Genomic DNA, 17,095 nt, shown 5'->3' on the forward strand with positions numbered 1-17,095 from the left:
CAACTTGTGTTTTTTAATAATTCAATTATTAATTACTGCAACTCATCATTATTAACTTATCACTTACATGCCAACCAGTCCGTTTATTAGTTACTAATCACCAATAATGACTTGATGGCCTCACGCTTATCCATTGCAGCGTAAGCTTCGGCCACGTGGTCGAGGTCAAATCGCTTCGTGAAAACCTTCCCTGGATGAATTTCGCCCTTTAAGACGGCATCCAACAGCACGGCTCGGTCATAAGTCGTCACGGAAGCAATCCCCCCGCGCAGACCAATGTTCTTCCAGAACAGATTATTGGTATTCATTTCTGCCTTCTGCGGTACCCCAACACGACCAACTACGGCCCCAGCCCGGCCAACCTTCACGGCCGTGTCAACAGATTGTGCCGTCCCAACACATTCCAGGACAGCATCTGCACCGGCGCCATCGGTCAACGCCATGACCCGTTGAACGGCCTCGTCACCTCGTTCGGCCACGATGTCGGTAGCACCAAATTCTTGAGCCAGCGCCTGACGGTCGGCGTGACGACTCATGGCAATGATGCGCTTAGCCCCGCGCAACTTGGCAGCAATCACGCCGCACAATCCCACAGCGCCGTCGCCCATCACTACGACCGTATCGCCAGTCTTAACTTCAGCGGTGGCAGCGGCGTGGTACCCCGTAGCCATCACGTCAGCCAACGTCAACAGGTCATTCAATTGTGCGTCGGAGTAGTCACTTGGTTGGCCAGGAACCTTGACCAGGGCCCAGTCAGCGTTCTTGAAACGTAAGTATTCCCCTTGGTAGCCAACAATTTCATCGTCGGTCCGTGCATTCTCGCAGTTACCGTCGAAGCCAGCCAGACAAGCTGCACAGTGCCCACACCCATGGGTGAATGGTGCAATCACAAAATCACCAGGTTGCACATTAGTGACACCAGACCCCACGCTTTCAACAATACCGATAGCTTCGTGACCCACCGGCGTATTTTTTTGGCGATCATTGATGCCCCGGTACCACCACAAATCGGATCCACAGACACACGCGCGCACAATTTTCAACACGGCATCGGTCGGATTTTTCACCTCTGGCTTAGGTAACTCTTGTGCTTCAACTTTACCTGGTTCAACGAACACGGCTGTTTTCATAAATTCATCCTCCTATTTCTAACTCATAAACTCAGCTTAAACCTTAAAGTTCACTTCAAGGCAAGTACCATTTAACATTTTCTGAGACGTGTGCTTAAAGCGTCCGTTCCCACCAAGCGGTCAATCGCGCGTCTGCCTGCTGGAGATCCTGGATGGTCATGCCGAGGCCCGGCTTAACCGTCGCTTGTGGCAATAGCTTGGCAAAGTCTGCCTCGTAGTCGCCCGGAGTGCCCGCATCCGTATAAAACGGCGCAACGGTTCCCTTATAATTTTTCAACTTACCAAGGAAAGTCCGGACTGGTGTCGAGACCTTCGCTGACCAAACCGGCCCACCAACTAAAATGATGTCATACTGACTCAAATCAGGCAATGAGTTAGTCAACTGGGGCAGCTTCCCGCTCGCCAATTGCTGATTGGCAATATCCGACGTCGCGTACATATCTGACCCAAAAGTGGCTGGCGCAACCGTCAAATTCACCAATTGGGCGCCCGTTACCTGCTGCAAAGCCGCCGCCATTTTAGCGGTAGTTCCAGACCACGAATAATCAACAATTAACACTTCTGCTGCCATATAAAGATCTCCTTTATCTAACGTGTTACCTCTAGCATACAAGCTTCGAGTAGGCTGAAGTCAAGGGGTTTTCGGAATTAATTGGACCGCCTACTCTTACTAACGAAATCCAGCCGCCATTTGTCACCCTTATTTTGAAAATTTTTACAATAAATTGGCACCAGCCATCGTCAACCACATCGGCCAATTCACAAGCTTTTAGGTATGATTGTTTCGCTCATCCTATCGCAAAAAGGGTAGCCACCTGATAGGTAGTTACCCTTAATTCATTAGTGAATCATGGCTAATATCATTCTTGGTCATCATCTGTTTGCTTAGTAACCTTATCGGCATGCTCCCGTTCTAAGGCTCGGAGCTCCTCTTCGGTTGCTTCCATGTGGTCATAGAAGTGATTAAGCTTGTAATTCAGATGATCAATGGCTGCCTGCAGGTCGTCTCGCTTTTCTTCCATGACGGCCAATTGTTCCTGTAATAACGCCCTTTGTTCCTTAGCGTTATCCTCCTGCGCGTCAAACAATTGGATGTAGCGTCGGAGATTCTCAACGCTCATCCCGGCACTCCGCATCTGAGTCACAAACCGGATTCGACGAATGATGCGGTCATCAATGTCTCGGTTGCCCACGGCAGTTCGGTCAATGGCTGGAATCAGTGACTCCTTTTCATAATACCGAATTGCCGCGGAGGAGACCCCCGTCTTTTCACTGGCTTCTTTAATATTCATCCTGACTCAACTCCTTAAAACGCGTTTAATAAACCGGGCGATTCTGACCCTCGGTTGCAGGATCAGCCATCCCAATACTGTCACGACTGTAGCGGGTGGGCTCGGCAATCATTTTCAAGACCACGTCAGCCACGCTGGCTCGAGAACCCGAAACACCTTCGTACGGTTGGCCTTTAGTCGTGACCGTGTAAGCAATGCCCCGGTCATTCAACCATGGCAACCGCAACGTCGTGTAGTCCAAGCCTGAATCAGCCAATAGAGCATCGGACCGCCGTGCAGGTGCCATGCCGGCTCCAATCATCTCAAGATTCCAACGGCCAAATTCACCGCCAACTTCATTGTAGATGCCCAATACGTTAGTGAAGAGCACCCGGGAAACGTGGTTCGTTTGCATGGCTGCAACCACATTCTTGGTCAACCGGTTTTGCTGGTCGTGATCGACGACGGCAACGAAGACTAAGTCTTGGCCAGCCATGGCAGCACTGACGGCTGTTTCATCGGTAATGTCCCCCTCAACCAAGGTCACGCGGGGATTGTCCTGCAAACTTTGTAAGCGACTTGCATCCCGCAAGAATAGGGTTAAATCAACATCAGCAAATTCCTTTTCCGCTAGAACTCGGCTTTCAACTAACCGGGCAATTTGTCCGTTAGCTGCTAGAATCATCACATTTTTACGCATTATAAAAACTCCTTTATCTGATTCCACCAACGCTGAGGCATGCTGGTGGTCTGCTTTCTAAAAACAACACTTAAACTTGAATGACCTTAGGTTAAACCTTCATGTGTACTTCAAGGCAAGCGAAAAAGTAAAAAAGTTCTTGAAATTTTTTTATCAGTCAATCATCAGAAAAGCAGACGACCTCGGCGGAAGTGATGCCAAACCACAATTAGAGCTGAAGATGGCCCGTTTAGTAATACCGATACCTACTAATATTGGATTAGCGTAAAAATTTGTCTTTCGACCTTTTAGTTAAGAAATCAACGCATACGCTTCACGAAATTCTTTCAATACGGTCTGCTCAAAGCCGACCACCTGCTGCACATCCAACTTTGCCTGACTATTTGGTGTCAGTAAACCGGCCAACTGTAAATGAAGCGTGGCGGCTAAGTAGTCTTCCGCCTGATTCAACGAAAGTTGGCCCGCTCTAACCTGGTCCAGAACTGTTCGGACCAACGCTTGTGCTTGAAACAGCACGTAATCTGCCGAGAAAACGTCCAAAATAAAATCTGCTTGCTGCCCAGCTGCAACGTAGGCTTTTAAGTCCTCAAAGTAGGCTTGATCTGCCGCTATAAACTCTTGGTATAACACCGGGTAGGCCTTCTGCAGGTCCGTCATAAACGTCGTAGTCGTCAATCCCATCAATAGTAGCGAATCCAACCAGATTGGTAGAAACGACGTGGTGGTAAAGTGCTTCGGGACTGGGTGTTCAGCCATGAATTTTAAGTGACGCGCAACAACTGCCTGCACGACGTCATCTTTGTTTTTAAAGTATAGGTAGAGACTTGCCCGACTAACATTAACAGCCGCCGCCAACTTACCCATTGATAATTTTTGAAAACCGTCGATTAAAATTACACGATTCAATTTAATAATGAGAGATTTTCGGTCAATCATGTCATCAACTCCTGTAATCTTAGAATACCATAAACAGATAGTCTGGACGGATTATCGTATTACTTGTCCATTGTTGACCTTGAATAACCACTATACCGCACCTCCACAGCCGCCCACTTAGCGCAATTAAAAAGGTAGCCTGAGATACCACACCTCCAGCTACCTTCTGTATTCATTTTCGTTAATGTTCTAAGCTTCTGTAGTCCCGTCGATTTCGAAACTGAACTCATGATCAATATCGCCGGCAACGTGATACTGTGGTTCAACATCGGCACCCCAACTGTCGATACCACCGACACCTCGAGTGGCACCGTACACCGTCAATACCGTACGACGAGCAACTGGTAACTCTTCCATGTGGGTCGCATTTTCAAGTTCCTCAGGCGTGTATGGCAGACAGCTGAAGGCAAACGGATGACCGTTTTGACTGACTGTCAGACTAAAGGGTTGGTGGTCCGGGTCGGCGTTATTTTGCGTCGTGGCCCGGGTAACCTTCACCCAATCATTGGTCATGTGCATCCCACACTCCTGTGGCACCATATATGGCGTAACTGGCAACCCATCAACGTGATAGGTCCCTGGCCGACCACCTGCCAACCGGTCGGGATACGTTTCACCCGAAAGGCCTTGGTAGTCAAAACCAGTAGCCGCCGTTGGCATCACAAACCGTAATCCCAAAACGGGCAGCTCCGGTAAGCCGGCAGCTCCATGGTAGTGGGTGTTGATGGTCATTTTACCAGTCTCATCAACAACGTATTCAACGGTGACTGTAGTAGCTGGTACCGTCGTCGTGGTGTACGTGAATTTGATGGCCACAGTCTCAGCCGTTTCATGGTCGGAATACTTGTTATTTTCCGGCGCAATAGGCAGCGGAATCGACTGACCATTAACGGCAACTTCAATCTTGGTGCAGGCGCTAAACACGTCGGCACCTAACCAAGCAGCGGAACTCGTGGAGAACCCATTTCCACGGTCATTATCAGTTGTCGCCCGCCAGAAGGCTGGCTTCGGTGTCCGGTACAACCATTCCTTGCCGTAACGAACTAGCGACTCCAGGCCGCCCCGGTCGTAGGCAAAGATATAGTGGAAACCAGGACCGCTCAGTCCTAGCGTCACGTCGCCATAAATAACGTTTAGTTTAGTCGTGTTGGCCATAGTAGTAGTCCACCTCCTGCAGTGCTGGCTTCGGTGTCCGGTCCGCAAAGAGCAGGCCGTCACCGGAAAATTCGTAATCGGCGTGCCGGTCATCAAAGTCCCCACCATAGCGGAGAACGGGTTGGCCGGTCACTTCATCCTTGGTCCAGAGCGCCTGGTCAATGTAATCCCAGATAAAGCCCCCCTGATACATTGGATACTTATCGATCAAATCAATGTAACTGTTCATGCCCCCAATGGAATTACCCATATCATGCATATATTCACAGTTAACAAATGGCTTGTCGGGATCATTTTGCAGGTACTTTTCAATCTCACGAGGCGGATCGTACATCATACTTTCCATGTCGGAAATCCGGTCCTCGTAGACCCGGTTCCGACAAACACCCTCGTAATGGGTCAAACGCGTTGGGTCAGCGTCATGGTAGAACTTATCCATGGCCGCAATGTCGTCGCCCGCGTACGCTTCATTTCCAAGTGACCAGAATAAAACGGCCGCGTGGTTTTTAAACATTTCATAGTTACTCTTGGCTCGGTCCAGGACGGCTAATTGCCATTGTGGCAAACTACCAGGCACGTTGTAAGACGGTTCAACGACGCCCATCTTCTGCCAAGTCCCGTGGGTTTCCAAATTATTTTCGGCCATCATGTAAATCCCATTCTGGTCGCATAAGTAGTACCAATCATCTTGGTCAGGATAGTGACAGGTCCGCACGGCGTTGATGTGATTGTCGTGGAACACCTGCATATCGTGAACCATATCAGCAGCGGTCACGGCGCGACCCCGGTGGGCGTCCCATTCGTGACGGTTAACGCCGTTTAGAATTAAACGTTCACCGTTCAGCTGCATAATCTTGTCTTTCATTTCAATTCGGCGGAACCCAACTGGGTAAGGCACGACTTCAACAACCTGACTATCAGCAGCTAACAGGGTAACTTCCAACCGATAGAGGTACGGATCATGGTGATTCCATAGATGAACGTGATTAACGGTCGTTTGTACCGTGAGTTCATCAGCAGCTTCGGCATCATCCGTCCACACAACGTTACCAGTGGCATCAAATAGGCTGACCTTAACGGCACCAGCCAGCTTGTCGGCAGCGGATAACGCCAATTTCACGTTGAGGTTTCCCGTTACGAAAGCATCGTCTACCCCAGCACGAATCGTCATATCTTCCAGATGCAGGGCGGGCTTAGCCACTAACCGCACGCTACGAAAGATACCAGAAAAACGGAACATATCTTGGTCTTCCAAGAAAGCGGCCGTACTGTGCTTAAAGACTTCAACGGCCAAGAGATTCTCACCATCTTGGAGGTAAGGCGTCAAATCAAATTCAGCGCGGCTGAAACTATCCTCAGCGTACCCGATAAAGTGACCGTTCAGCCACAAGTACATGGCCTGTTCCACACCATCAAACTCGATGCTGACCCGTTGATGCCGGAGTTCAGGATTGAGCGTAAAGTGCTTCACGTAAGACCCAACTGTGTTTTCTGGATCAGTACTAAACATACCCTTTTCAGGATGATCAGCACCCATGCTGTAGGCGGGACGCCGGTAGTGCTTCCCTTCCCAAGGGTAGGCCGTGTTGATGTATTGAATTTGACCGTAACCGGCGAGCTCAATGTGGCCCGGAACGGCTAACCGATCGAAGTCTGACCGGTCGTAGTCGGGTTCATAGAAACCCACTGGCCGGTGTTGGGGATCCTTGGAGAAGGCAAAACCCCAACTGCCATCGAGGCTCTGAACCAGACTGCTCTTTGCTTCAGCAGCTTCAGCGGCTGTGGCGTAACCACGGTGATCACTATGTGCTGGCAACTGGTTGACCCGAAAGGTCTGTGGATCATCCAGCCAAGAAATTTCTGCTTTCAAAAGTTTTCCTCCTTTTTAAAACGCTTACATTGTTATTATACAACAGATTCCGCGGAATGAAACGGGCGGAAGTAAATTGTAATCCGTACACTAGCTAAATACGTTAGCGCTTGTCCACGTCCCTATTTCCGTCCCTTGTTCCCACCCACAGGAGTCCTATACTAGGCTATGTAGAGGAGGTATCACGACTTATGACCCGTCACAAATTCATCTTCAGCCTACTTGTCATAGGCTTCAGTCTCATCTTTTTCACGTACAGTGCACCACAGACCGCTAATGCTGCGACCTGGTACGCCGGCACACCCAAGCAGATGCATGGTACCTGGTACACTAAATACCACAAGTTCAAGCATCCTACCACTAACCATTATTATTATCGTATTCAATACACGACCCGGTTCAAGGGCCAGTCTCACTTGATCAATCTCATTTACTCAAAGAAGAGAAAACTGAAGACCAACTCCGCCGGTTATGGCATTGTTTTCAGCCTCATTCACACGAAAGTTGCCACTAACACGTACCTTCTTGGCGGCTACGATAACGGCCAGTCAGTCAGTTATCAAGTGGCCTCTTTCTCTGGGAAACGGAAGATGACTCTACGCTACCCCACGAATACTAAGCTGACACATTTTAAACGTTTCGGCACCTTCTACAAGAAATAGCTGAAGGGCCTTAAAAGCATGAAGAGATTGGGAAAATATCCCAATCTCTTTTTTCGTGATGAAGCTCTTTAATGACCCCATCTATGCTGCTTAACATCGATAACCAACCCGCTCAAGCTAAGCACTAGTAGTCGGTTCAAATGTCTATACCAACTAAAACGTGTCAAATTAGGATTGTTGGTACCAGCCGAGATACTCATATTTGCTGGACCAAGCATTTTTAAATTTAAGCTGGTTTTTCTTTTTTATGATTTTTAGCCGGGATGATTTCTCCGTGAGTTCTCCCATTTGATACGTTCCCACCAAAAGATAAGTTCCTTTACCCGTTTGGCGGTACTTTATATTAGTCCACTTCGATTCAGTGTGGTGCTTGCGAGCTAAGTCGATTGACTTGCCGCTAACCTTAAAATGCATGGTGATTTTGGTGCCCTGATTGTGATACGTCCGTTGCCAGATTCCCCGTAGGGCCTTAGGCGTTCCCACGTGCCAATTGGCTGCCTCAGCCTGAGTGGTTGTCATCACCACCCCCATCGTCAAAGCCGTCAGACCCATTATCCATACTTTCTCCGTTTTACGCATCATCTTCGCCCTCCAGAATCGTTTTTTCAGCTATTTAGCGACAGTGGTTAGTTACCAGAATCAGTATACCAACTGCTCAACGAAAATCCCTTTGGGACTGCTTACAAGTTTTTTTATAACAAGCTACCTCACAGCCAACCCCAGTAATGCTTGATTTAGGTGGATTCTAAATGATCTGACAGAGTTCAGCTATATCCATCACTGTCTTTCATAAGCTGAACAGTAGCTTCATTCACACACAGTTTGAAAAACATTTCCCAGGTTAACTGCTGGGGTTAGACACTTGATAGTCAACACGTATAACCCGGGTTATCGTTCTGTTCCACATGAAACAAATCTCCGTTCTTCCATTTTTCTTCACATATTCTAAGGTATAATTGAGGTAACAGTTTATCTCAGAAAGGAGCGGTCTTCATCCTCAGAAAAGTTCTCAAAGCTGGCCTTAGCTTGCTAGCAATTAGTGCCGTTGCATTAGGCGGTGGCCTCTTGGCTAAAGCCCAAACTGAAAAGCCTAGTGCTCTGGTTAAGGTCGGAGACTACACCGCCAGCACAGACTTCTTAAACCTCAGTGCCTACTACAAGACAACTAAACCGGTCACAGTAAAAGTTGCCTACTTGCCCACTTACAAGGCGGGGCAAGCTATCATGCAGAAGCTAACGTTGCCTGCCGGAATCACGGTAGCGGGAAATTTAACGACAACGAAAAAAGGCAGCTATTTGGTCCCTAGCCTTCAGCTATACTTAGCCCGTCTCAGTTACCCTGCTCTCCTAAATAGTGCCAAAGCTGGCTACACCATGGACCCTGGTGCTGGTGCTTATGACCCGCAAGCCTCAATTACATCCACGGAGAAATTAGCCGGCTTCAAGCGAGTTAAAGCTCCTATCTACATGCCAGGTTATAGTCATGGTGACTTATATATTGGTGGCGCCAAGGCGGCGTTGAGCCCAATTGAACCACATACAACCAGTCTTCGTATCACGCCAGACGGCTACGTTGAAGTCCTCAAGTACGACAATAAAGCCAATTCTGGCTTGGGTTTTGCCCAAAAACCATACAGCATTGCAAAAATTACCAAAACTAGCTTTAATGATCCTTACCGCAAGCTATACTTTAGCCATGATTTAAAGGGTGTTAATACTAAACGGGTCAGCCATTCTGGAACTTATCAGTATTGTCTGACGCTAAAGAATCTACACACACCCCAACATACTACTGGCAACCCCACTAAGGGAACTGCCGGCACCTTTGATAGCCTTTATACCATCGGCGGCACCAAATACTACACCTTCATTGGCTATGATGGCGTGAGTGATTAACGTTCAGCATAACCCCGCCGCAACCTAACCTGGCTACGACGGGTTTGCTTGTCCTGATGATTAAGCTGGGTAACCGCCATTGTAGATTCGTCGTGGTAAACTAAACCTTAGAAAATCCTAAGGAGGCGCAAGTAATGAAACAACTTTTTAAATTCATCCTGGCGATCCTGTTAATGGGCGCAGTGGCCGGTGTGGCTTTAACCAAAACTGCAACGGCAGAAAGCCACGCAACGACGACGGTTGTCCATACTAAATAACGACCGAGCGGGCGTCTGATTGACTTCAATCAGACGCTTTTTTTAATGCGCAACTAATTGCCAGGTCACCCCAAATTTGTCGGTCACCCACGTGACTTGTTCAAAGCCTGCCATGGCCATGGGACCCATTAAGACCTTGCCACCCTCTTCCAATTGGTCAAAAAGCTGCCAAAATTCCTCAACTGAGTCACACTCAATGTAAAGTGAAGTGCCCCAGTCAATGGGAGCTTGTTCATCGGCTCCCATATCAAATAAGCCCAGTGTAATGCCATGCATCTCCAGTTGACTATTTAAGACTAACTCCGGTCGGTCCGGGTACGGCGTCACGGATAAGACTTTCGTATTGGGAAACACGGTCGTGTAAAAGGCTAATGCCTCTCTTGTCTGCGTTTTAAAAGCAAAATATGTAATCGGTGCTTGCATATGAATCCCTCCAACAACCTTATTGGTTCCAGAATACCACGTGCCTTTACTTTTCACGATAATTCTATCCCGGAAATAATCGTAGGGTCCAAATGGCCTCGCACCACGATTAACCAGTGGCGCCTCAGACTACCCACCAAGCAGCTTAACGGGTAAAACGATTCTTTCCCGCTCCCCTTTGATTCATGCTATGATGGCCTCAATAACCGGTCACCTTTTGGAGGAGGAGATTGCAGTTGGCTAAGTTCATTTCATGCTTTGCTGCTTTATTTACAACGGTTTGTATCATGACTTTCGGACGAAATTAACCTCAAAGGACCTTGAACGCCATTCGTGAACGTTCAAGGTCCTTTGACTCTCAAAAACTATAACCAACCTGGAATCAGGTTTTCATAATCCGTAATCAGTTGTTCCTGCTCGACAAATTTTCCCATTAGCGAGATTGAATTCATCTCTTGCTGGAATCTAGGTGTCGTAACTGCCAACCGATGCGTTCGTTTTGCCGCTATTTTTCCTTTTAAGGTTAACCACTTCGATACATTTTCAGGCGTTTGGATTGCTGTGAACTCAGCTATCGACGTCTCATTAAGTTGTCTGTACAAATGATCGGCCATCTGAATGCCACGACTGTCTAAATCGCCCAAATAAGTCACTTGTAAGCCTCGCTGCTCCAATCTCTGTAACAACTTAATATACGCCTCGTTAAAGTCATTCCCTGCCTGATTGATTAACGACCAATCTGGGTGTAAGTGTACTAACCACACAAAGACACCATTATTTTCCACAACAACCGCCCGCTTAGTCTTGAGCGGAAATGATTTCATTTCTTCAATTTGCCACGGATTTAACGTCAACGGCTGCGGTAAACTTGTTTCAAAAACGTTGGCACAAGTAAATGCCATCCCTATCAACTTAGCAGTCATTTCATTCACGGAGTGCTTTTCAAAGACATTCCGCAAGACCCACTGATAATATTGGTAAACTACTGGATTTTCATACGGATCACTCAAACTATGAGCCGTGAATCCTAGATCAACTGCTTGCTGGCCCCGGGGCGGTAAAAAGATTCCGCGCGCTATCTGCTCAAATAGCTTATCCAATTGCTGGGCTTCAATAGGTGCCGTCTTGCCAGTCTCAGCCTCATAGCGCCGCGAATACTCACTCATGCGCATCCCCCCAAGTTAGCGCTTCATTAATAATATTTTCATGGAAACGTCCATCATTTTGATTCCGTGGTGCAATGACATCATAAGCAATATTATCCACCCGATCGGCCAAAATTTTATTTTGAGCCCCACTAGGCATGGTAGCAATAAAATTAAAGCCAAAACGTGAAATCGTCTTCGCAAATGATTTGGCAGTTTCAGGGTCCAGCTTATCTGCAAACTCATCAAACATTACCAAATATGGGGCATCTTGCAACGTTGCTTGACGTAGAACCATTTTAGGCACTAATAGGAGCGGCAATACCATTGCCTGCGCCTTTTCAGCTCCTGATCCACCAGACTGAACAAACTTATCATCAACCTCTTCATAATTGTCTTCAGCGCTTTGGCGGCGCTTAATCAACACCTTAAATGCTGACCATTGGCGTGTATCCAATAGCTTTTGAGCAGCCGCCATAAAGAGTTCCTCATCATCGGCAATTGACAGATCCGTCGCTAATTTCTCTAAGCGGTTTTGAATCTCCGCCGTTAATACTGGTCGATCTGTTAGCTTGGGATTGCACGCTTCATCAATTACCTCATCTGCAACTTCAGAGGGTGTCAATTCAATTTTTAGCTTGATACTTTGCTCACGACTGACCCCTTCCAACAGCATTCGATTATAATCTGTAATTAATTTATATTGCGCAGTAATCCGTTGGACGGCCGCCGTCAGATACGTGTCTAGCGCCACATTATTTCCGAGCTGCAACTCCGTCAACTTCTTAGCCACATGATTTTCATCCGTCGCCATGAGTAACTGGGCCCGGTTAATATCAAAATTGACCATAATCACGTCGTTGCGGTTAATTGTTCGATGTTGCCGCATCGCACTGGCAATATCTGAATAACCCCGCTCTTCAAATATCGTATCTAAAGCATTGCGGTCAATGCCATTACTACCATTATCATGAATCAAGCGAGCAAGCCGATCACCCGTTTCACCATAACTACTATTACGCACCTGACTCCGATTATTCTGCACAAAGTCAATCGCTGCAATCACGGTATCAAGTTGTACATTTTCTGGATGATAGGGTGCTAGTAATTGCAGCACCTGCAAACCAGCCGCGTCTAATTGTGCTAATTTTTCCGCAAACCGTTTGATTTCCGATTGGGAATTTGCGATTCGTTCCTCTGCCTTAGCCCGTTTAGCACCTAAGTTTTGTTGCTCAGTCAAAAACTTCTGATAGTCCTTTTCGGCCTGCTCAATTTTCACATCAATTTCGGTATCAACTACTAACTGATCATGGCGTTCTTGTAATTTGTCAATGTCGCTAGTTACCCGTTGCTCATCAAAATTTTGTTCAATATCAACAGCAGCAATTTGACGTTCACAGAAATTCTGTTGGGTCAGTAGTTGCTTAACTTGTTGGTCCAACCGTTCTAACTGCCGCAAGTTTTCAGTCAGGCTTTCCCGGAGCTTAGTCAGGTGCAGGATAAAATCAGGTAGGCTTAAAATCCCCTTCAAATCTGGATGCTTGGCCAGCAATTCCTGCTGCTTTAATAGAAGTTGCTCGAACTGTGTGCTCATTTTAGCCGCCCCGGCTTCATGAACTTCTAAGTTATCTTGATGTAAATCATGCCGGACACGACCTTGCAACGGCCCCGCAGCACGCTTGTCAATGCGCGTGTCTAAAGTTGTCCGCATATCACTGACAATCTTAATATCCTGGCCGACGCGCTCCTTAGCACGTTCATCATTTTGATATTTGGTCACTGCACTTTTCATTTGCCGCAGATAGTCACCTAAGTCTTGATTCAACTTAGCGTTTTCTACTTCAGTGACAACTGTCGTTAATTCTGGACGGTCCTTTGCAGCAGCCGCCAGCTCGGTCAACAGCGGTTGAATAGAGTGTTCACGAATCTCCTGACTCTGTTGCTGGCAATCTGCCTGGCTCCGCGTAATCTTTGTCAATTCATCTTTTAATCCCTGTAACTGCTTCAATTGACTTCGATACGTTGCTAGTCGTTGTGTCAGACTATTTATTTGTTGTTGATAATCCTTTCTCCGCTGAATCAATCCCTCTTGATTAGCCTTTTCTTGCCGTAAACTTTCCAAGTTCTGCGTACTAGCCTTTAAATTGTCAGTAATCAACTGCAGTTGCTCTTCCACCGTACCAATCACTTGCTGTGCCTGATCGATTTGTTCCTTTTTCGCTTCACTATCCTGGGTCACTTGGCTATACGGATCCAAAATATTTTCACGGATGTGATTCAAATTACGCCAAAATACGTCCTTTTTAATTTTATCCAGTCGCTCCTGCGCCCGTTTAATTCGTTGGAGCATGCCGTTAGTCTGATTAACGTCTCGTTGACTCTCAGCAACCTGCCCAATCATGTCGGGATCAATCCCCTCTTGCGCATTCTTCAAAGCTTCCCGAATTGGCGTAAACCGGGCATTCCCCGCTGTTAGGATTGGCGACGCTAATAACTTTTAGACGGACGCTAATTTAGCCAGGTCGGCACCACCCGTGAACCCATATACCTGGGTCGCCACGTACTCTCGATAATGCACCGCTTGTTTAAAAATATGCAACTGATCGCCCAAACCTTTATTAGCAGCTGCAAAATCGTCTTCTTCCAAGCTCTTACCATCCTGGTCAGTCGTTACCAACTGAATTGGAGCTGTTGGTTGCGGATTGATGACGACAAACCACCAGGTGGGTTTGCGCTGTTCACCAACGACTCGGTGGGCACCTAAACCCAAGATAACCTGCCGCTTCGCCGACCGAAAATCAATATAACTGTAGCCGGTTCGGACCTTCATTGCTCCGGGACCCCAGCCTAACAGCATGCTTTCAAAATTACGTGAATCACGTTTACTGCTATGCGGATTCACCGATTTATCCAGATGGTCCGTCCCTTTTGCTGCGTTAAACGAAGGCGTCGCGATGGAACCATCTACCAACATAGGAAAGAAACAATTGGCTAACGTTGTCTTCCCTGCAGCATTTTCACCAATTAACGTGAGGTTACCATTCTTGGCCGCATTTAAATCTAATTTGACATACTTATTAAAATTTCGTAGATGAAAACTAACCGGTGTCAATTGCTCACGTAATGTCATTCCGTAAGTTCCCCCTCATTTTCAGTAATTTCGTCATCCGTACGCATCGCAAACCGCTTCGCAATCGGTGTAGGGCTTGCATACCCGTCCCGCAAAATGACCAAATCATTCTCAAGTAAAGCTTCTTTAACTAAACTAGGACTGATGGTGTGGTCAGGATAAATTTGACGTGTTATAAGTTGAATTCGTCCCATCAATTGCGTAATCGGCAATCCCACTCCTAAAGACTTTGCGACGGAAATTGCTACGACAAACGGTTTTGCACGACTGGGCTTGCGTCGTGTATCCAATAGCATCGCATACCCATCCCCGCACTCTAGCACAAACCGTCCGAGCTGGTCCCACTGGCTAGCAATTTCTACCTTGTGGGTCAAAAGATCTGGCCACAGCGGTGACGAACTACTGAGATAGCGCTTATTTAAAAGCGCCCGGTTCACCCTTTGAATCGGTGTTAATGCTTGGCTATCATGTTTCCTTTGCAAATAGTTGATTAAGCTTTGGGCAAAATAGTTGAAGTCTGGACTGACATCCCAATAATCGTCAACCTCTTGGCTCTGTTCCGTTGGGCTTAGCTCCGGCATATCAGGAATAAAGAGACCAAACCGTTCCACAAATAAATCAGTGATCTGCCGCCGAATTTCCTTTTCGTCTAACGCAGTCACTTCGCTATGGACCTGACGGATAATCGTTTGAGCAAGAACTACCCGATCACTTTGGGTATTTTGCAATTCTGGCAAGTTGATTACTGCCTTAATCGTCGCTAACAAAACGTGAATAGTCTCTGCATCCATTCGGCGTGCCCCAAACAAGAACAAAAGATTTTCCTGATAATTTTCCGGAACCATTCCCAACAAATCTTTGAAGAATTTATTTAAATGGATCTGAAATTGTGGCCGCTTCAGAGCGTTAATGGCCTCAATCGTAGCTTTCGATTTTTGAGGAGTCACCCGACTACCAAAAATTCCTTGATCAAACAACTGATTCACAATCAATCGTTCGTTTGCTTGTAGGTTACTCATGTGACTCCTCCTCATCAAACCAGACAGCAAAACCAGCGGGTAAAGTTACCGCATAGACTTCATCCTGACAATGGATCTTAACCGGACCACTATCCGGCAATTTTTCCACCCGTTTCACTGGCCGACCAAACGGCGCAAACCCGTCGTAATGATCGTACCCCGTTGCGCTATACAAACGGATAAGCTCATCACGAGCATGCTGTGACTCAAAGTTTAGGTCGTGATCAACGACACCATAGTCCACAGTTTTCATCAGTTTCTGCTGAAATTCCGTCAAATCTGTTTGTAAATCGATAAAATCAGCATCATCGACCGCCAACTCAGGATTATCCGCTTCCGTAGCAACCACTGCCGGCCGACTTTCTGCGTGATATGTAACTGGACCCATCGTTGTCGCATCTAACAAGTCCGCCTCATCCGATACTTCCCGATCCTGCGGCAGGTGTCGGGGAATCGCTTCCCGGACAATCAATGACTGATAATGCGTTAGTAGGTCATCTATTTGGCCAGTTAAGACTTTAATATCAACCGACTGATTTTGGATATGATCAAATTCTTGACCCAACAACCGAATGGCTTTCAAAATAGTTTGAAATAACAAGTAAACCGTATCTAAACTATTATTAATAGCAGTCGTACTAGGATCAAAACTACTAGCTAGCCGGGTTAATTGTCGTTGTGCATACCCCTGAACACGCTGCATTCGGACCACCATTTTTTCGTGATCACCGGCGGCATGAGACGCATCTAAATCATCGTTTCCTTGCTGACTGCGAGCCACCCGTTTACTAAAACTGGCAGAGTCTGCCAATGCCTGAATCTGGGGACCCTGATTCAATAATTGTCGAAATGCTGGAATGGCCTTCTCTTTCAGCATGGCTTGCAAATGACTGGCGGCTGTTCCGCCATGATTAAAGGCTAAGTCATTCGCTAGCTCGGTCAAATCTTCATCTAGCTTGTGCATACCTTTCATCACATCATCGTAGGCCGACAGCATATTTTGAAAATCATTATACAATTGCGTGCTGTCTGCTGAAATCATCGTTCCTGACAGCTTCCCAACCAACGCGCAATATTCACGAATCCGCGTAATGTTTGCTGTCACCGTGTTATCAGCATCAATGACCTTTTGCATCATGGTTAGGTATTCGATCCCACTACTCGTGATTCGATAAATATAAGCCTGAATAATGTGAAAACCACCGTTGACCATGGGACGGCGCACCTTATGGGGTGAAACATCAACCAAGTTAGCTTGGTCCCCCAACACAGACAACACTGCCTTCAATGTGTTATCGGTCATAGCCTTCTCATCCACGTCTAAATAATCATTGTTATATTTCTGCAATAAGGTGTCCAAGGTCGCCGCGTTACCCGTTGAACCACCATCATGATACAAAATCGTTAACACATTCCAACCGGCCAATGGGTGGTCGCGACTGTGCCCTAAATTACTGGCTAAGAGCAGGTCCCTTAGTTTTGCCGAAATTGTTACAGCCAT

17 protein-coding genes are annotated in these 17,095 nt (G+C 46.9%); 3 read left to right on the top strand and 14 right to left on the bottom strand.

Annotated elements, in window-relative coordinates; translation table 11 throughout:
- Positions 1-86: 86 nt before the first annotated feature.
- From AB3Y94_RS07840 to AB3Y94_RS07870, 7 genes are all read right to left on the bottom strand, one after another.
- Positions 87-1,130 (bottom strand): zinc-dependent alcohol dehydrogenase family protein, encoded by a 1,044-nt coding sequence (locus AB3Y94_RS07840; protein ID WP_367295733.1) that lies wholly within the window; start codon positions 1,128-1,130, stop codon positions 87-89.
- 94 nt (positions 1,131-1,224) lie between these two features.
- Positions 1,225-1,701, bottom strand: coding sequence for a flavodoxin family protein (locus AB3Y94_RS07845; protein WP_367295734.1), 477 nt, complete (start codon positions 1,699-1,701; stop codon positions 1,225-1,227).
- 289 nt (positions 1,702-1,990) lie between these two features.
- Positions 1,991-2,422, bottom strand: coding sequence for a MerR family transcriptional regulator (locus tag AB3Y94_RS07850; protein WP_367295735.1), 432 nt, complete (start codon positions 2,420-2,422; stop codon positions 1,991-1,993).
- Positions 2,423-2,447: 25 nt separating this feature from the next.
- Entirely contained in the window at positions 2,448-3,101 is a 654-nt protein-coding gene (locus AB3Y94_RS07855) for an NAD(P)H-binding protein (protein ID WP_367295736.1), read from the bottom strand.
- Between the two features lie 291 nt (positions 3,102-3,392).
- Positions 3,393-4,037 (bottom strand): TetR/AcrR family transcriptional regulator, encoded by a 645-nt coding sequence (locus AB3Y94_RS07860; RefSeq protein WP_367295737.1) that lies wholly within the window; start codon positions 4,035-4,037, stop codon positions 3,393-3,395.
- A 189-nt stretch (positions 4,038-4,226) separates the two neighbouring features.
- Entirely contained in the window at positions 4,227-5,192 is a 966-nt protein-coding gene (locus AB3Y94_RS07865; RefSeq protein WP_367295738.1) for a beta-galactosidase small subunit, read from the bottom strand.
- Complete coding sequence (locus AB3Y94_RS07870; protein WP_367295739.1) at positions 5,176-7,062, bottom strand: glycoside hydrolase family 2 TIM barrel-domain containing protein; 1,887 nt, start codon at positions 7,060-7,062, stop codon at positions 5,176-5,178. The genes AB3Y94_RS07865 and AB3Y94_RS07870 overlap by 17 nt, the downstream gene beginning before the upstream one ends.
- Before the next feature lie 191 nt (positions 7,063-7,253).
- Between AB3Y94_RS07870 and AB3Y94_RS07875 the strand changes: the two genes are divergently transcribed.
- Positions 7,254-7,724, top strand: coding sequence for a hypothetical protein (locus tag AB3Y94_RS07875; RefSeq protein WP_367295740.1), 471 nt, complete (start codon positions 7,254-7,256; stop codon positions 7,722-7,724).
- 168 nt (positions 7,725-7,892) lie between these two features.
- Here the strand turns inward: AB3Y94_RS07875 and AB3Y94_RS07880 are convergent, their stop codons facing one another.
- Positions 7,893-8,306, bottom strand: a complete 414-nt coding sequence (locus AB3Y94_RS07880; protein ID WP_367295741.1) for a hypothetical protein — start codon at positions 8,304-8,306, stop codon at positions 7,893-7,895.
- A 444-nt stretch (positions 8,307-8,750) separates the two neighbouring features.
- On the opposite strand from AB3Y94_RS07880, the gene AB3Y94_RS07885 reads away from it, so the two are divergent.
- Positions 8,751-9,620 carry a hypothetical protein gene (locus tag AB3Y94_RS07885; RefSeq protein ID WP_367295742.1) on the top strand — a complete coding sequence of 290 codons (870 nt, stop codon included), beginning with the start codon at positions 8,751-8,753 and terminating at the stop codon, positions 9,618-9,620.
- 134 nt (positions 9,621-9,754) lie between these two features.
- Positions 9,755-9,877: a hypothetical protein gene (locus tag AB3Y94_RS07890; RefSeq protein WP_367295743.1), complete on the top strand. Its 123-nt coding sequence runs from the start codon at positions 9,755-9,757 to the stop codon at positions 9,875-9,877.
- A 42-nt stretch (positions 9,878-9,919) separates the two neighbouring features.
- On the opposite strand, the gene AB3Y94_RS07895 is transcribed toward AB3Y94_RS07890, so the two are convergent.
- The 6 genes from AB3Y94_RS07895 to AB3Y94_RS07920 form a co-directional block, all read right to left on the bottom strand.
- Positions 9,920-10,300 (bottom strand): VOC family protein, encoded by a 381-nt coding sequence (locus AB3Y94_RS07895; RefSeq protein ID WP_367295744.1) that lies wholly within the window; start codon positions 10,298-10,300, stop codon positions 9,920-9,922.
- A gap of 365 nt (positions 10,301-10,665) precedes the next feature.
- On the bottom strand, positions 10,666-11,466 hold the full coding sequence (locus AB3Y94_RS07900; protein ID WP_367295745.1) for a DUF2399 domain-containing protein: 801 nt from the start codon (positions 11,464-11,466) through the stop codon (positions 10,666-10,668).
- On the bottom strand, positions 11,459-13,879 hold the full coding sequence (locus tag AB3Y94_RS07905; RefSeq protein ID WP_367295746.1) for an SbcC/MukB-like Walker B domain-containing protein: 2,421 nt from the start codon (positions 13,877-13,879) through the stop codon (positions 11,459-11,461). Before AB3Y94_RS07905 ends, AB3Y94_RS07900 begins: the two co-directional genes overlap by 8 nt.
- A gap of 63 nt (positions 13,880-13,942) precedes the next feature.
- Positions 13,943-14,575 carry an ATP-binding protein gene (locus tag AB3Y94_RS07910; protein WP_367295747.1) on the bottom strand — a complete coding sequence of 211 codons (633 nt, stop codon included), beginning with the start codon at positions 14,573-14,575 and terminating at the stop codon, positions 13,943-13,945.
- A complete protein-coding gene (locus AB3Y94_RS07915) occupies positions 14,572-15,594 on the bottom strand; it encodes a hypothetical protein (RefSeq protein WP_367295748.1) in 1,023 nt (340 codons plus the stop codon). The genes AB3Y94_RS07910 and AB3Y94_RS07915 overlap by 4 nt, the downstream gene beginning before the upstream one ends.
- Entirely contained in the window at positions 15,587-17,095 is a 1,509-nt protein-coding gene (locus AB3Y94_RS07920) for a hypothetical protein (protein ID WP_367295749.1), read from the bottom strand. The genes AB3Y94_RS07915 and AB3Y94_RS07920 overlap by 8 nt, the downstream gene beginning before the upstream one ends.

Origin of the sequence: Levilactobacillus yonginensis (assembly GCF_964065165.1) — a bacterium.
Taxonomy (GTDB): Bacteria; Bacillota; Bacilli; order Lactobacillales; family Lactobacillaceae; genus Levilactobacillus; species Levilactobacillus yonginensis_A.